Raw genomic sequence first — 16520 nt, 5'->3', positions numbered from 1 at the left:
TAAGCCAGATTTGAGGGCATAGTCTATCATGCGCTTAAGGGGTAGCGCATTTCTCAGGCGGGAGAGGATATGGTACAGATCGATTTCCGAAAAAAAATAAACTGGCATCGTCGTTACCGTTCGCCGCAGGGCGTGAAGACGGAGCATGAGATCCTGCGTATTTTCGAAAGCGATCGTGGACGTATTATCAATTCTCCGGCTATTCGCCGACTGCAACAAAAAACCCAGGTTTTTCCGCTGGAGCGTAACGCGGCGGTGCGCACGCGCCTGACGCACTCGATGGAAGTTCAGCAAGTTGGGCGCTATATCGCTAAAGAGATCCTCAGCCGACTGAAAGAACTAAAACTGCTGGAGCAGTATGGTCTGGATGAACTGACGGGACCGTTTGAGAGTATTGTCGAAATGTCGTGCCTGATGCATGACATTGGCAATCCGCCGTTTGGTCATTTTGGTGAAGCGGCGATTAATGACTGGTTCCGCCAGCGGCTGTATCCCGCCGACGCGGAAAGTCAGCCCCTCAGCGATGACCGCTGCCTGGTGGCGGCGTTACGTTTGCGCGAAGGCGAAGAGTCGCTGAATGATATTCGCCGTAAGGTGCGCCAGGACCTGTGCCATTTTGAAGGTAATGCCCAAGGGATTCGTCTGGTGCATACTTTGATGCGTATGAATCTTACCTGGGCTCAGGTTGGTGGTATTTTAAAATATACCCGTCCGGCGTGGTGGCGCGGAAGTACGCCTACGACGCATGACTATTTAATGAAGAAACCGGGCTATTACCTTTCTGAAGAACCGTATATTGAACGGTTACGTAAAGAATTATCATTAGCGCCCTACAGTCGCTTTCCGTTAACCTGGATAATGGAAGCTGCCGATGATATCTCTTATTGCGTGGCCGACCTGGAAGATGCCGTTGAGAAAAGAATCTTTAGTGTCGAACAACTTTATCACCATCTGCATGAGGCGTGGGGGCATCACGAAAAAGGTTCCCTGTTTAGTCAGGTTGTTGAGAATGCCTGGGAGAAATCACGTTCAAATACATTAAGCCGGAGCACGGAAGATCAGTTCTTTATGTATTTACGCGTCAATACGCTGAATAAACTGGTGCCGTATGCAGCCCAGCGGTTTATTGATAATTTACCGCAGGTTTTTGACGGCAGCTTTAATCACGCGCTGTTAGAAGATGCCAGTAGCTTTAGTCAGTTGCTGGGGGTCTATAAAAATGTGGCGGTAAAACACGTATTTAGTCATCCGGACGTTGAGCAGTTGGAATTGCAGGGGTATCGGGTGATCAGCGGGTTGCTGGAGATCTATCAGCCTTTATTAAAAATGTCCCAGTCAGATTTTACTGAGCTGGTCGACAATGAAAGAGTTAAACGTTTTCCTATCGAATCACGATTATTTCAGAAGTTGTCTACTCGCCATCGCCTTGCTTATGTCGAGGCGGTTAGTAAAATATCAACGGGTTGCGCTGAGTTTTCGGTAATGGAATATTATTATCGCTGCCGGCTGATTCAGGATTATATCAGCGGGATGACCGATCTGTATGCCTGGGATGAATATCGTCGCTTGATGGCCGTAGAACAATAAATACTCATTTGTAAAGACGGCCAATAAAATTTTACTTTTTCCTTAAACTCAATTCTGGAACTTAGCGCTATAAAACGACTCTGACGTATACAGCAATTTTGCGTTACCTGTTAATCGAGAACGAAACACATGAAAAAAACCACATTAGCAATGAGTGCACTGGCTCTGAGTTTAGGTTTGGCGTTGTCCCCCCTGTCTGCCACAGCGGCTGAGACGTCGTCTTCAGCAATGACCGCCCAACAGATGCCAAGCCTGGCCCCGATGCTCGAAAAAGTGATGCCATCGGTGGTAAGTATTAACGTTGAGGGGAGCACGACGGTAAATACGCCGCGTATGCCGCGTAATTTCCAGCAGTTCTTCGGTGATAATTCACCATTCTGCCAGGACGGTTCACCGTTCCAGAGTTCACCGTTCTGCCAGGGCGGCGCGCCGGGCGCTGACAACGGCGGCGGCCAGCAGCAGAAATTTATGGCGCTGGGTTCCGGCGTAATTATTGATGCCGCGAAAGGGTATGTCGTGACCAACAACCACGTGGTAGATAACGCCACGGTGATTAAGGTTCAGTTGAGCGATGGCCGTAAATTTGATGCGAAGATTGTGGGTAAAGATCCGCGCTCCGATATCGCGCTGATCCAAATTCAGGATCCGAAAAACCTGACGGCGATTAAGCTGGCAGATTCCGACGCGCTGCGTGTGGGTGATTACACCGTAGCAATTGGTAACCCGTTTGGCCTCGGTGAGACCGTGACCTCCGGTATTGTTTCTGCACTGGGCCGTAGCGGCCTAAACGCGGAAAACTACGAAAACTTTATTCAGACGGATGCCGCGATCAACCGGGGTAACTCCGGTGGCGCACTGGTTAACCTGAATGGTGAGCTGATCGGTATTAACACCGCGATCCTTGCGCCGGACGGCGGCAACATCGGTATCGGCTTTGCAATCCCGAGCAACATGGTGAAAAACCTGACGTCGCAGATGGTTGAGTTTGGTCAGGTTAAACGCGGTGAGCTGGGTATTATGGGTACCGAGCTGAGCTCTGAGCTGGCGAAAGCGATGAAAGTTGATGCTCAGCGTGGCGCATTTGTCAGCCAGGTGATGCCGAACTCTTCCGCAGCGAAAGCAGGTATTAAAGCCGGGGATGTGATTACCTCCCTGAACGGTAAACCGATCAGCAGCTTCGCCGCCCTGCGTGCGCAGGTGGGTACGATGCCGGTAGGCAGCAAAATTAACCTTGGCCTGTTGCGTGACGGTAAGCCGGTCACTGTGAATCTGGAACTGCAGCAGAGCAGCCAGACTCAGGTTGATTCCAGCTCTATCTTCAAAGGCATTGAAGGGGCTGATATGAGCAACAAAGGCCAGGACAAAGAGGTCGTGGTCAGCGAGGTGAAAGCGAATTCTCCGGCTGCACGGATTGGCCTGAAGAAAGGGGATGTGATTATCGGTGCGAACCAGCAGCCGGTGAAAAATATCGCCGAACTGCGCAAAATCCTCGACAGCAAACCGGCTGTACTGGCGCTGAACATTCAGCGTGGTGACAGCTCCATCTATCTGTTGATGCAGTAATGTCCCTAAACCCCTTCCTGCACAGGAAGGGGTTTCTTTTTGTGATACTTCCCACAACTCCATACTTCTCCCTCTCGCTTTGTGCAGTTGCACAATGCCGCCGCTTATTATCTTCCCTATGCTTGAGCTCTGCTCACAGGAGGGGTTTATGGCTGGCTGGCATCTTGATACCAAAATGGCGCAGGATATCGTAGCGCGAACCATGCGCATCATTGATACCAATATCAACGTAATGGATGCCCGCGGGCGGATCATTGGCAGCGGCGATCGCGAACGAATTGGTGAATTGCACGAAGGCGCGCTGCTGGTGCTTTCACAAGGTCGGGTGGTCGATATTGACGATGCGGTAGCCCGGCATTTACACGGCGTGCGTCAGGGGATAAACCTGCCGCTGCGTCTGGAAGGCGAAATCGTTGGCGTTATCGGTCTTACTGGCGAGCCGGAACATCTGCGCAAGTATGGCGAACTGGTGTGCATGACCGCCGAAATGATGCTGGAACAGTCGCGTCTGATGCATCTGTTAGCGCAGGATAGCCGTCTGCGTGAAGAGCTGGTGATGAACCTGATTCAGGCTGAAGAGAATACCCCGGCGCTGATGGAATGGGCACAGCGATTGGGCATTGATTTGAACCAGCCGCGCGTGGTGGCGGTAGTGGAGGTCGACAGCGGTCAGCTTGGCGTTGATAGTGCGATGGCGGAGCTACAGCAATTGCAGAACGCGTTGACTACACCCGAACGTAATAATCTGATTGCGATTGTTTCTCTGACCGAGATGGTGGTGCTGAAACCAGCGCTCAATCAGTTTGGCCGCTGGGACGCTGAAGATCATCGCAAGCGCGTTGAGCAACTGATTGCCCGCATGAAAGAGAATGGACAACTGCGTTTTCGCGTGTCGCTGGGCAACTATTTTACCGGGCCCGGCAGCATTGCCCGTTCGTATCGTACGGCGCGCACCACCATGATGGTCGGCAAGCAGCGGATGCCGGAAAGCCGGAGCTATTTCTATCAGGACTTGATGCTGCCGGTGCTGCTGGACAGCCTGCGCGGCGGCTGGCAGGCCAATGAGCTGGCGCGCCCGCTGGTAAGGCTGAAAGCGATGGATAACAACGGTTTGCTGCGTCGAACATTATCGGCATGGTTTCGACATAACGTTCAGCCGCTGGCGACCTCAAAAGCATTGTTTATTCACCGCAATACGCTGGAGTATCGCCTGAACCGTATTTCAGAGCTGACCGGGCTGGATCTGGGGAATTTTGACGATCGACTGCTGCTGTATGTGGCGTTGCAGCTGGATGAGCAGCATTGATTAATTGCCTGATAAGCGTAGCGCTATCAGGCAACAATCGACTTATTTGCGCGTCAGTTTTTCCAGATCGGCTTCAATCTCGCTGATCTTGTTGGTCACGACGCTTTCCAGGTGACGTAAATCATCGAGGATCTTGCGTTTAAGATCGACTTCGCTGCGATCTCTCTGGCAGATCTGATCCAGTTCGTCGATCACGTAGCGCAGGTTGGGACTGATCTCCTGCACTTCTTTGTAACCCTGGCCGACGCCATCGGCGACAACCGTTTTACGCTGACGGGGATATTTGAACTTCACGCTCTTGGCAAAAAACTCGCCTTTATCCTTCTGGAAATAGATTTTCAGGATATCGTTGTTGGCTTCTTGCCGCAGACTGTAACGATCGATCTCTTCAGGATTAGTAATGCCCAGACTTTTCAGATTGTCATACATAGCGGTACCCTTAAGCTCACTATAACCATTGAATAATTAACGAAAAGCCTTGTTTATGCCACTCGCAGATGTAAAAAAAGCGGGCTAGGCCCGCTTTTTCAAATCGCTGTTAGTCGATGGTGCGTAACAGTTCGTTGATTCCCACTTTGCCACGCGTTTTGGCATCGACTTTCTTCACAATCACCGCACAGTACAGGCTGTATTTGCCATCTTTCGACGGCAGGTTGCCGGAGACGACCACGGAGCCCGCTGGAACGCGGCCGTAATGCACTTCGCCGGTTTCGCGATCGTAAATACGGGTGCTCTGGCCGATATACACACCCATAGAGATGACGGAGCCTTCTTCGACGATCACGCCTTCAACCACTTCAGAGCGCGCGCCGATGAAGCAGTTGTCTTCGATGATGGTCGGGTTAGCCTGCAACGGTTCCAGTACGCCGCCGATACCAACGCCACCGGACAGGTGTACGTTCTTACCGATTTGCGCACAGGAACCCACGGTCGCCCAGGTATCAACCATCGTACCTTCATCAACATAAGCGCCGATGTTCACGTAAGACGGCATCAGCACGGTGTTACGGGCGATAAACGCGCCCTGACGCACTGCCGCAGGCGGAACCACGCGGAAACCTTCTTTCTGGAAGCGCGCTTCGTCGTAGTTGGCGAATTTCATCGGCACTTTATCGAAGTAACGGCTTTCCGCACCCTCGATAACCTGATTATCGTTAATACGGAAAGAGAGCAGGACCGCCTTTTTCAGCCACTGATGCGTGACCCACTGACCCTCAATCTTTTCTGCGACGCGCAGTGCACCGGAATCCAGTAAAGAAATAACCTGATTCACCGCTTCGCGGGTTACGGTATCTACATTTGCCGGAGTAATGTCGGCACGGCGCTCGAAAGCGGACTCAATAACGTTCTGTAACTGCTGCATTGTTAAACTCTTTCCATAATAAATAAAAACATTACCCTTTATCGTTTGGATTGAGGGCCTCTGTCAACCGTTGATGCACTTCCTGCTGCAGCTCATTATTAAGGGCGCGCCGGTCGGCGGTGGCGATTATGAATAAATCTTCTACTCGCTCGCCAATAGTTGTAATTCGGGCGCCATGCAGCGAAATTCCCAGATCGGCAAAAATCTGCCCGACCCGCGCCAGCAGCCCTGGCTGGTCGAGAGCGATAAGCTCAAGAAATGATTTTCGGTCGGTATGGGTAGGCAGAAAAGTGACCTCGGTATCGACGGTAAAGTGACGTAATTTTGCCGGCTGGCGACGCGGTTGCGGCGGCTGCCAGCTACGCTGGGTGATCGCCTGTTCAAGCCCAAAACGGATCGCTTCGTGTCGGTCTGACGACAGCGGGCTACCGTCTGGTTCCAGCACAATGAACGTATCCATCGCCATCCCATCGCGGGTGGTGAAAATCTGCGCATCGTGGACGCTAAGGTTGCGCCTGTCCAGTTCGGCGCAGACGGCAGCAAACAGATAAGGGCGGTCAGGGCTCCAGATGAAAATTTCCGTCCCGCCTCGCGTGGCCTGCGGGCTGAGCAGGATCAGCGGCTTGCTGAGATCGTGTTGCAGCAGATGACGTGCATGCCAGGCCAGCTGATTTGGGCTGTGACGTACGAAATAGTTGGCGCGACAGCGCGACCAGATATGGTGTAGCGCTTCTTCATCAATGTTGTCCATGCGCAGTAGCGCCAGCGCCTGAAGCTGATGATGGCGTACGCGCTCACGCATATCCGGCGTGTTTTGCATCCCGCGCCGTAACTGTTTCTCCGTCGCGAAGTACAGCTCGCGCAGCAAGCTTTGCTTCCAGCTATTCCACAGCGTTTCGTTGGTGGCGCAAATATCTGCGACGGTCAGGCACACCAAAAAGCGCAGACGATGTTCCGTTTGCACCTCTTCGGCGAATTGCTTAATGACTTCGGGATCCTGAATATCGCGGCGCTGAGCGGTAACCGACATCAGCAAATGCTGGCGCACCAGCCACACGATCAGTTGCGTTTCGCGGGAGTTCAGACCGTGCAGTTCGGCGAATTTGAGCACATCCTGGGCGCCGAGAACCGAGTGATCGCCGCTGCGACCTTTGGCGATATCGTGGAACAGCGCGGCAATCAGAATCAGCTCCGGCTGTCGCAGACGCGGCCACAGATCCACGCACAGCGGATGGCGCTGACGGGTCTCTTCGTTAGCAAAACTTTCCAGCTTAAGCATTACGCGAATAGTGTGTTCATCCACCGTATAAGCATGAAACAGGTCAAACTGCATTTGGCCGACAATATGCGACCATTGCGGCATATAGGCCCACAACACGCTGTGGCGATGCATAGGCAGCAGGCCGCGACTCACCGCGCCCGGATGGCGCAACATACTGAGAAACAGCGAACGCGCTTCCGGGATGTAGCACAGCGGCTGCGTTAAATGACGGCGGGCATGACGTAAATGGCGCAGCGTAGTGGAGTAAATTCCGCTGATCGCGCTATTACGCACCATGATGTAAAACATCCGCAATATCGCTTCGGGTTTGCGAATAAACAGGTCGTCGTCGCGCAGATCAATCAACGTGCCGCGCAGTTGAAAGTCGTCATCAATCGGACGTGGTTTTTCATCGGCGGGCAGGGCGAGGATCGCCTCGTCGAACAGTTGCAATAGCATGTGGTTCAGTTCGCTGACCCGTCGTGTGACGCGGAAATAGTCTTTCATCATCCGCTCGATAGGCTCATTGCCTTCACCGCCGTAGTTCAGGCGTTGCGCCACGCTGAGCTGACGATCAAACAGCAGACGGTTGTCGTAACGACTAACGACCAGATGCAGGGCAAAGCGAATGCGCCACAGGATATGCAAACATTCATTCAGCTCGGCACGTTCTGCCTGCGTCAAAAAGCCGAAACCGACCATTTCATCCAGTGAGGTGGCGCCAAAATGGCGGCGGGCCACCCATTGCAGGGTATGAATATCGCGCAGGCCGCCGGGGCTACTTTTGATATCCGGCTCCAGGTTGTAGCTGGTGCCGTGATAGCGCTGGTGGCGCTGATTCTGCTCTTCAACTTTGGCTGCGTAAAACTTATCGGATGGCCAGAAACCTTCGCTAAAAATATGCTTTTGTAGCTCAAGAAACAGCGCCACATCACCAATCAGCAGGCGTGTTTCAATCAGGTTGGTGGCGACGGTTAAATCTGACAATCCTTCCAGCAGACACTCTTCCAGCGTGCGCACGCTGTGCCCAACCTCGAGCCTCACGTCCCATAGCAGCGTTAACAGTTCGCCAACTTTTTCGGCCTGCGCGTCTGGTAGCTTTTTACGACTCAGGATCAGCAGGTCAATATCGGAAAGCGGATGCAGTTCGCCGCGCCCGTAACCGCCAACGGCAACCAGCGCCAGGTCGGCAATTTGACCGAAACCGGCTTCAATCCACAGACGTTGCAGTAACTGGTCAATAAACTCGGTGCGGGCTTCAATCAGCTGTTCTGCGGAAATCCCGCTGTCAAACGCGTCACCTAACCAGTGCTGGAAAGTGTCGATATGCGCTTTAATGCCGGGGCAGTTGAGATCGTGCTGCGGCCAGGTTCCGGGGTTCTGCGGTTGGCCTGGCAGGGTGGGGAGGGCAGTATTTGCGTGTTGTTCAGGAAGAGTATTCATTATGCGCCACCCATTAAAAAAGCCGGATGACGGCGTGAACGCCTTACCCGGCCTACGAAGTAGTACAATTTGTAGGCCTGATAAGATGCGGGTGCATCGCCATCAGGCAAAACATTATTCGTCGTGTGTGATGATCGCCGGGATGGTGTCATCCTTGCGTAATGTCAGAATTTCACAGCCTTTTTCCGTCACCACAATAGTATGCTCGTACTGAGCAGACAAGCTCCGATCTTTGGTTTTCACCGTCCACCCGTCTTTCATGGTGCGGATGCGGTAATCACCGGCATTCAGCATGGGTTCTACGGTGAAGGTCATGCCCGGCTGCAGTACCACACCGCCGTCGTCTGCATCGTAGTGCAGAACCTGCGGCTCTTCATGGAAGCCGCGACCGATGCCGTGACCGCAATATTCACGGACCACAGAGAAGCCTTCGCCTTCCGCGTATTTCTGAATCGCAGCGCCCAGCGTGCGCAGGCGAATACCTGGTTTTACCATCCGCAGCGCCAGATACAGGCTTTCCTGCGTGACGCGGCACAAACGCTCGCCCAGAATGGTTGGTTTGCCGACGATGAACATTTTCGAGGTATCACCGTGGAACTCGTCTTTAATCACGGTTACGTCGATGTTGACGATATCGCCGTCTTTCAGGAGCTTGGCGTCGTCCGGGATCCCATGGCACACCACTTCATTAATAGAGATGCACACGGACTTCGGATAACCGTGATAGCCCAGGCAGGCGGAAATGGCCTGCTGCTCATTCACGATGTAGTCATTACAGATGCGATCCAGTTCGCCGGTGCTGACGCCTGGCTTAACAAACGGTTCGATCATTTCCAGTACATCGGCGGCCAGACGGCCAGCGATGCGCATTTTTTCGATTTCTTCAGGGGTCTTGATTGAGATAGCCATGAATTCTGTCCATCAGTGCCGATGATATCGGCAATAATTGTTTAAGTGGTGCCAATGGTATCAGTCCGGCATACATGCTGCCAAATTGAGAATCATTCTGAACTTCGCCTTTCGTGCCACAGGTGTGTTGGCTGTATTTGCTCACTCCAGCCGCTTACAGCATGTAGGCTCCCGGAGATGCAAAAATTGGCTGCCTCCCTGTAACACGAAATTCATCGTTCATTCAGCACGCACCGCCAACAATTATTGGTGTCGGTAGCGTATTTGTGGTATAAAGCGCGCCGGACTTCCGATCCATTTGAAGACTACACACGATGGACGGGAGCGACAAATCTCACTTTGTGTAACAACACACACGTATCGGCACATATTCCGGGGTGCCCTTTGGGGTCGGTAATATGGGATGCGTGGAGGCTTAACCCCAACTTTTATATATAGAGGTTTTAATCATGGCAACTGTTTCCATGCGCGACATGCTCAAGGCTGGTGTTCACTTCGGTCACCAGACCCGTTACTGGAACCCGAAAATGAAGCCGTTCATCTTCGGTGCGCGTAACAAAGTTCACATCATCAACCTTGAGAAAACTGTACCGATGTTCAACGAAGCTCTGGCTGAACTGAACAAGATCTCTGCTCGTAAAGGTAAAATCCTTTTCGTTGGTACTAAACGCGCTGCAAGCGAAGCGGTGAAAGAAGCTGCTAACAACTGCGACCAGTTCTTCGTGAACCATCGCTGGTTGGGCGGCATGCTGACTAACTGGAAAACCGTTCGTCAGTCCATCAAGCGTCTGAAAGATCTGGAAACTCAGTCTCAGGACGGTACTTTCGAAAAGCTGACCAAGAAAGAAGCGCTGATGCGTACTCGTGAGCTTGAGAAACTGGAAAACAGCCTGGGCGGTATCAAAGACATGGGCGGTCTGCCGGACGCTCTGTTCGTAATCGATGCTGACCACGAGCACATTGCTATCAAAGAAGCAAACAACCTGGGTATCCCAGTATTTGCTATCGTTGATACCAACTCTGATCCGGACGGTGTTGACTTCGTTATCCCGGGTAACGACGACGCAATCCGTGCTGTGACCCTGTACCTGGGCGCTGTAGCTACTACCGTTCGTGAAGGCCGTTCTCAGGATCTGGCTTCCCAGGCGGAAGAAAGCTTCGTAGAAGCTGAATAATAAGGCACGCTCGTTCGAGCCCCCTTATAAACCAGGTAGTATCACGTTTGGTTAGGGGCCCTTTAGGCCCCTTTTTCACTTTTAAATCTGTGCGGTTTCATGCCGGGCAGATCAAATCTTCCGAGGATTTTAGAATGGCTGAAATTACCGCATCCCTGGTAAAAGAGCTGCGTGAGCGTACTGGCGCAGGCATGATGGATTGCAAAAAAGCACTGACTGAAGCTAATGGCGACATCGAGCTGGCAATCGAAAACATGCGTAAGTCCGGCGCAATCAAAGCGGCGAAAAAAGCAGGCAACGTTGCTGCTGACGGCGTAATCAAAACCAAAATCGACGGCAACATCGCTTTCATTCTGGAAGTTAACTGCCAGACTGACTTCGTTGCTAAAGATGCTGGTTTCCAGGCATTTGCTGACAAAGTACTGGACGCTGCCGTTGCTGGCAAAATCACTGACGTTGAAGTTCTGAAAGCGCAGTTCGAAGAAGAGCGTGTTGCTCTGGTTGCTAAAATCGGTGAGAACATCAACATCCGTCGCGTTGCTTCCCTGGAAGGCGAAGTTCTGGGTAACTACCAGCACGGTGCTCGTATCGGTGTTCTGGTTGCTGCAACTGGCGCTGACGAAGAGCTGGTTAAACAGCTGGCAATGCACGTTGCTGCAAGCAAACCAGAATTCGTTAAGCCGGAAGACGTTTCTGCTGAAGTGGTAGAGAAAGAATACCAGGTTCAGCTGGACATCGCGATGCAGTCTGGCAAGCCGAAAGAAATCGCAGAGAAAATGGTTGAAGGCCGCATGAAGAAATTCACCGGCGAAGTTTCTCTGACTGGTCAGCCTTTCGTTATGGATCCGAGCAAATCTGTTGGTCAGCTGCTGAAAGAGCACAACGCTGATGTAACAGGCTTCATCCGCTTTGAAGTGGGTGAAGGTATCGAGAAAGTTGAGACTGACTTTGCAGCAGAAGTTGCTGCGATGTCCAAGCAGTCTTAATTTTTAAAGGAGCCGCCTGAGGGCGGCTTCTTTTTGTGTCTGGCTTGTAAATTCAGCGAACCGCTATAGTGGTCATGCTGAAAAGCGACATACAATGTCGCCGGAATTAATTCATCTCATTCGTTGACAGTCTCAGGAAAGAAACATGGCTACCAATGCAAAACCCGTCTACAAACGTATTCTGCTTAAGTTAAGTGGCGAAGCTCTGCAAGGTTCAGAAGGCTTCGGTATTGATGCAAGCATCCTTGACCGTATGGCTCAGGAAATCAAAGAGCTGGTTGAGCTGGGTATCCAGGTTGGCGTAGTGATTGGTGGTGGTAACCTGTTCCGTGGCGCTGGTCTGGCGAAAGCAGGGATGAACCGCGTTGTGGGCGACCACATGGGCATGTTAGCCACCGTCATGAACGGTCTGGCGATGCGCGATGCGCTTCACCGCGCCTATGTGAACGCTCGCTTGATGTCCGCAATTCCTCTGAATGGCGTATGTGATAACTACAGTTGGGCGGAAGCAATCAGCCTGCTGCGTAACAACCGCGTTGTTATTTTGTCTGCGGGTACTGGCAATCCGTTCTTCACTACCGACTCTGCTGCTTGCCTGCGTGGTATTGAAATTGAAGCGGATGTGGTACTGAAAGCCACCAAAGTCGATGGCGTATTTACGGCTGACCCGGCTAAAGATCCAACGGCGACTATGTACGAACAGTTGACCTATGCTGAAGTACTGGATAAAGAGCTGAAAGTGATGGATCTTGCGGCGTTTACGCTGGCTCGTGACCACAAATTACCGATTCGTGTCTTTAACATGAACAAACCGGGTGCGCTGCGCCGTGTTGTTATGGGTGAAAAAGAAGGCACGTTAATCACGGAATAATTCCCGTTGCGGCTAAATGCAGGTAATATTCCGCTTTAATGTCGCGGGATACGTCCCTCAAAATTAATCAAGACTATACTTGTCACATCTTGCGTGGTGGGTATGGTCTGACTGAAACAAGCTTTCAAGGATTCGTAACGTGATCAACGATATCAGAAAAGATGCTGAAGTACGCATGGACAAATGCGTCGAAGCGTTCAAAAACCAAATCAGCAAAATTCGCACGGGCCGTGCTTCTCCTAGCCTGCTGGATGGTATTGTCGTGGAATATTACGGCACACCGACCCCGCTGCGCCAGTTGGCAAGCGTAACGGTTGAAGATTCCCGTACCCTGAAAATCAACGTGTTCGACCGTTCTATGGGGCCAGCCGTTGAGAAAGCAATTATGGCTTCCGACCTCGGTCTGAATCCAAGCTCTGCGGGTTCCGACATCCGCGTTCCGCTGCCGCCGCTGACTGAAGAACGTCGTAAAGATCTGACCAAGATCGTGCGTGGCGAAGCTGAAGGCGCGCGCGTTGCCGTACGTAACGTACGCCGTGATGCCAACGACAAAGTGAAAGCGTTGTTGAAAGAAAAAGAGATCAGCGAAGATGACGATCGCCGTTCTCAGGACGACGTACAGAAACTGACTGACGCAGCTATCAAGAAAGTTGATGCGGCGCTGGCAGAGAAAGAAACGGAACTGATGCAGTTCTGATTCGCCTGTACGCTAAAAACGCCGCTTAGAAGGCCTGAGAAGGCTGGATGGCGGCGTTTTGCTTTTTTCTGTCTATATACTCTAAATAATTCGAGTTGCAGGAAGGCGGCGACGCAGGGCATCCCCGGGAGCGTACACCCGTGCGTGACAGGGGTGAACGAGGAGAGCCAACGTACATGCAACTTGAAGTATGACGAGTAAAATTCTTCTGGATGTCTGATGAAGCAATTAACCATCCTGGGATCAACCGGTTCCATTGGTTGCAGTACGCTGGATGTAGTACGCCATAACCCGGAAAAATTTCGCGTTGCTGCGTTGGTGGCGGGTAAAAATGTCGTCCGTATGGTTGAGCAATGTCTGGAATTTTCTCCTCGCTATGCGGTAATGGACGATGAAAAAAGCGCTGCGTTGGTAAAAGCAGCTCTGCTGGAGCAGGGCAGTCGTACTGAGGTTATGAGCGGGCAGCAGGCGGCCTGTGATATGGCTGCGCTGGATGATGTTGATCAGGTTATGGCGGCGATTGTCGGCGCGGCGGGCTTGCTACCGACGCTGGCGGCAATCCGTGCGGGCAAAAGCATTTTGCTGGCGAATAAAGAGTCACTGGTGACCTGCGGGCGTCTGTTTATGGACGACGTGCAACGCCACAAAGCACAGCTTTTGCCGGTAGATAGCGAACATAACGCGATTTTTCAGAGTTTACCGCAACCTATCCAACACAATCTGGGATACGCTGACCTTGAGCAAAATGGCGTCATATCAGTTTTGCTTACCGGGTCTGGTGGCCCTTTCCGTGAAACGGCATTGCGCGATCTGGTTTCTATGACCCCCGATCAGGCATGTCGTCATCCGAATTGGTCGATGGGACGAAAAATCTCTGTCGATTCAGCCACCATGATGAATAAAGGTCTGGAATACATTGAAGCGCGTTGGTTATTTAATGCCAATGCAAGCCAGATGGAAGTGCTGATTCACCCGCAGTCGGTTATTCATTCGATGGTGCGTTATCAGGATGGTAGCGTTCTGGCGCAGTTGGGGGAACCTGATATGCGTACACCTATTGCTCATACGATGGCATGGCCAGAACGAGTGACGTCCGGCGTTAAGCCTGTCGACTTTTGCAAGCTCAGTGCGTTGACGTTTTCCGCACCTGATTACCAGCGTTATCCATGCCTGAAACTGGCGATGGACGCGTTTGAGCAAGGGCAGGCGGCGACGACCGCTTTGAACGCAGCGAATGAAATTACCGTTGCCGCATTCCTGGCGCAGCAGATCCGATTTACCGATATTGCTGACCTGAATTTATCCGTACTGGATAAGATGGATTTGCAGGAACCACAGAGCGTTGATGACGTGCTGAAGGTTGATGCTATCGCGCGGGAAGTCGCCAGAAAAGAAGTGATGCGACGCTCAAGCTGATGATAATCCCTCCACGGAGAATCGCGCTATTTGTTAGCGTTGGGCTTCAGTGATATAGTCTGCGCCACTCGATCGCGGGTATTTGTTTTTTTCGGTCGGGTAAGCCGTGGTTTGACACGGCTTTTTTGTGGATGCACAAAATCATTCAGGTTGCATCAAGGTGGCAAGTGGATGAGTCCCCTGGAGCATACAAAGAGTATGTGACTGGGGCGAAGATCACAGCCAACGAAGGAGCAGCCTGAAGGATGAAGCGCAAAAGGCTTCAGTATTCCTGAGTACCGTATAATCCTTTCAGGGACTAAAAACGCGTTATGTTGTCTGCAACTAAACCATTAAGCGAAAATTTGCCAGCACATGGTTGTCGCCATGTAGCAATTATCATGGATGGCAATGGCCGCTGGGCGAAAAAGCAAGGGAAGATTCGCGCCTTTGGACATAAGGCCGGAGCAAAGTCCGTCCGCCGGGCTGTCTCTTTTGCTGCCAATAACGGTATTGATGCGTTAACGCTGTATGCCTTTAGCAGTGAGAACTGGAACCGACCCGCGCAGGAAGTGAGCGCGTTAATGGAGCTGTTTGTGTGGGCGCTTGATAGCGAAGTGAAAAACCTGCACCGCCATAACGTACGTCTGCGTATTATCGGGGATATCAGTCGATTTAACTCACGTTTGCAAGAACGGATTCGCAAATCAGAAGCGATTACTGCCCAGAATACCGGGTTGACGCTAAATATTGCAGCGAATTACGGTGGACGGTGGGATATAGTCCAGGGAGTCAGACAACTGGCACAACAGGTGCAGGATGGTCTGCTGCGTCCAGAGCAAATCGATGAAGAGATGCTGGGGCAGCAAATTTGTATGCATGAACTGGCTCCTGTGGATTTAGTGATAAGGACTGGGGGAGAGCATCGAATTAGTAATTTTCTGTTGTGGCAAATTGCCTATGCCGAACTTTACTTTACGGATGTTCTCTGGCCCGATTTCGATGAACAAGACTTTGAAGGTGCGCTGCATGCCTTTGCTAATCGTGAGCGTCGTTTCGGCGGCACCGAGCCCGGTGATGAAAAAGCCTGATGGGGGTCGCTTTTGCTGAAGTATCGCCTGATTTCTGCTTTTGTTTTAATACCCGTTGTCATCGCGGCGCTGTTTTTGCTGCCGCCGGTGGGGTTCGCCATTGTTACGCTGGCCGTCTGTATGCTGGCCGCCTGGGAATGGGGACAGTTAAGCGGTTTTACCACGCGTACGCAGCGAGTCTGGCTGGCTGTTTTGTGCGGGCTATTGCTGGCACTGATGCTATTTTTGTTGCCGGAATACCATCGCAATATTCATCAGCCGCTGGTTGAAGTATCGCTGTGGGCGTCGCTGGGCTGGTGGGTCGTGGCGCTGTTACTGGTGCTGTTTTATCCCGGCTCTGCGTCGGTCTGGCGTAATTCCAAAACATTACGCATAATTTTCGGCGTGTTAACCATAGTCCCTTTCTTTTGGGGAATGCTGGCGCTACGTGCATGGCACTATGATGAGAATCATTATAGTGGCGCGCTATGGCTGCTGTATGTCATGATCCTCGTCTGGGGAGCGGACTCGGGTGCCTATATGTTTGGTAAGCTGTTTGGCAAACATAAGCTGGCGCCGAAGGTTTCTCCTGGTAAAACCTGGCAGGGTTTTATTGGCGGACTCGCCACTGCTGTCGTGATCTCATGGGGTTATGGCATGTGGGCGAATCTTGAGGTTGCGCCTGTCACCTTGCTTATTTGCTCCATCGTTGCAGCCCTGGCCTCCGTGCTGGGTGATCTGACCGAGAGTATGTTTAAGCGTGAAGCAGGTATTAAGGACAGTGGTCACTTAATACCAGGACATGGCGGTATTTTGGATCGTATTGATAGCCTGACGGCTGCGGTACCGGTCTTTGCCTGCCTGTTGTTACTGGTATTCAGGACGCTCTAACGG

At 51.9% G+C, this 16520-nt stretch carries 14 protein-coding genes; 10 read left to right on the top strand and 4 right to left on the bottom strand.

The features are described 5' to 3' along the window. Positions 1–69 precede the first annotated feature (69 nt). The 3 genes from dgt (at position 70) to cdaR (ending at position 4456) form a co-directional block, all read left to right on the top strand. Positions 70–1587 carry a dGTPase gene (dgt, locus tag O6D90_RS19120; protein WP_016155724.1) on the top strand — a complete coding sequence of 506 codons (1518 nt, stop codon included), beginning with the start codon at positions 70–72 and terminating at the stop codon, positions 1585–1587. A 129-nt stretch (positions 1588–1716) separates the two neighbouring features. Then, positions 1717–3150, top strand: a complete 1434-nt coding sequence (gene degP / locus O6D90_RS19115; RefSeq protein ID WP_271143188.1) for a serine endoprotease DegP — start codon at positions 1717–1719, stop codon at positions 3148–3150. 148 nt (positions 3151–3298) lie between these two features. After that, positions 3299–4456 carry a DNA-binding transcriptional regulator CdaR gene (cdaR, locus tag O6D90_RS19110; protein WP_016151755.1) on the top strand — a complete coding sequence of 386 codons (1158 nt, stop codon included), beginning with the start codon at positions 3299–3301 and terminating at the stop codon, positions 4454–4456. Positions 4457–4498: 42 nt separating this feature from the next. On the opposite strand, the gene O6D90_RS19105 is transcribed toward cdaR, so the two are convergent. The 4 genes from O6D90_RS19105 to map form a co-directional block, all read right to left on the bottom strand. Next, a complete protein-coding gene (locus tag O6D90_RS19105; RefSeq protein WP_003018562.1) occupies positions 4499–4885 on the bottom strand; it encodes a DUF3461 family protein in 387 nt (128 codons plus the stop codon). Positions 4886–4994: 109 nt separating this feature from the next. Then, positions 4995–5819 (bottom strand): 2,3,4,5-tetrahydropyridine-2,6-dicarboxylate N-succinyltransferase, encoded by an 825-nt coding sequence (gene dapD, locus O6D90_RS19100; RefSeq protein WP_003829186.1) that lies wholly within the window; start codon positions 5817–5819, stop codon positions 4995–4997. A gap of 31 nt (positions 5820–5850) precedes the next feature. Continuing rightward, entirely contained in the window at positions 5851–8523 is a 2673-nt protein-coding gene (gene glnD / locus O6D90_RS19095) for a bifunctional uridylyltransferase/uridylyl-removing protein GlnD (RefSeq protein ID WP_271143187.1), read from the bottom strand. A 114-nt stretch (positions 8524–8637) separates the two neighbouring features. Further along, positions 8638–9432, bottom strand: a complete 795-nt coding sequence (gene map, locus O6D90_RS19090) for a type I methionyl aminopeptidase (protein ID WP_016155726.1) — start codon at positions 9430–9432, stop codon at positions 8638–8640. Between the two features lie 449 nt (positions 9433–9881). On the opposite strand from map, the gene rpsB reads away from it, so the two are divergent. The 7 genes from rpsB (at position 9882) to cdsA (ending at position 16517) form a co-directional block, all read left to right on the top strand. Continuing rightward, positions 9882–10607: a 30S ribosomal protein S2 gene (rpsB, locus tag O6D90_RS19085; RefSeq protein WP_016151758.1), complete on the top strand. Its 726-nt coding sequence runs from the start codon at positions 9882–9884 to the stop codon at positions 10605–10607. A gap of 134 nt (positions 10608–10741) precedes the next feature. Further along, complete coding sequence (tsf, locus tag O6D90_RS19080; RefSeq protein ID WP_016151759.1) at positions 10742–11593, top strand: translation elongation factor Ts; 852 nt, start codon at positions 10742–10744, stop codon at positions 11591–11593. A 145-nt stretch (positions 11594–11738) separates the two neighbouring features. Then, on the top strand, positions 11739–12464 hold the full coding sequence (gene pyrH / locus O6D90_RS19075; protein ID WP_005132114.1) for a UMP kinase: 726 nt from the start codon (positions 11739–11741) through the stop codon (positions 12462–12464). Between the two features lie 139 nt (positions 12465–12603). After that, positions 12604–13161: a ribosome recycling factor gene (gene frr / locus O6D90_RS19070; RefSeq protein ID WP_016151760.1), complete on the top strand. Its 558-nt coding sequence runs from the start codon at positions 12604–12606 to the stop codon at positions 13159–13161. Between the two features lie 219 nt (positions 13162–13380). Continuing rightward, the gene (gene ispC / locus O6D90_RS19065) at positions 13381–14577 is read left to right on the top strand and encodes a 1-deoxy-D-xylulose-5-phosphate reductoisomerase (RefSeq protein ID WP_016155727.1); all 1197 of its coding nucleotides are present in this window, start codon (positions 13381–13383) and stop codon (positions 14575–14577) included. A 311-nt stretch (positions 14578–14888) separates the two neighbouring features. Further along, positions 14889–15647: a (2E,6E)-farnesyl-diphosphate-specific ditrans,polycis-undecaprenyl-diphosphate synthase gene (gene ispU, locus O6D90_RS19060; protein ID WP_003018543.1), complete on the top strand. Its 759-nt coding sequence runs from the start codon at positions 14889–14891 to the stop codon at positions 15645–15647. 12 nt (positions 15648–15659) lie between these two features. Beyond that, complete coding sequence (gene cdsA / locus O6D90_RS19055) at positions 15660–16517, top strand: phosphatidate cytidylyltransferase (protein WP_271143186.1); 858 nt, start codon at positions 15660–15662, stop codon at positions 16515–16517. Positions 16518–16520: the final 3 nt, after the last annotated feature.

Origin of the sequence: Citrobacter sp. 21OH12SH02A-Citro, assembly GCF_027919895.1 — a bacterium.
Classification (GTDB): Bacteria; Pseudomonadota; Gammaproteobacteria; order Enterobacterales; family Enterobacteriaceae; genus Citrobacter; species Citrobacter braakii.
This window is presented reverse-complemented; position numbering and strand designations above follow the sequence as displayed.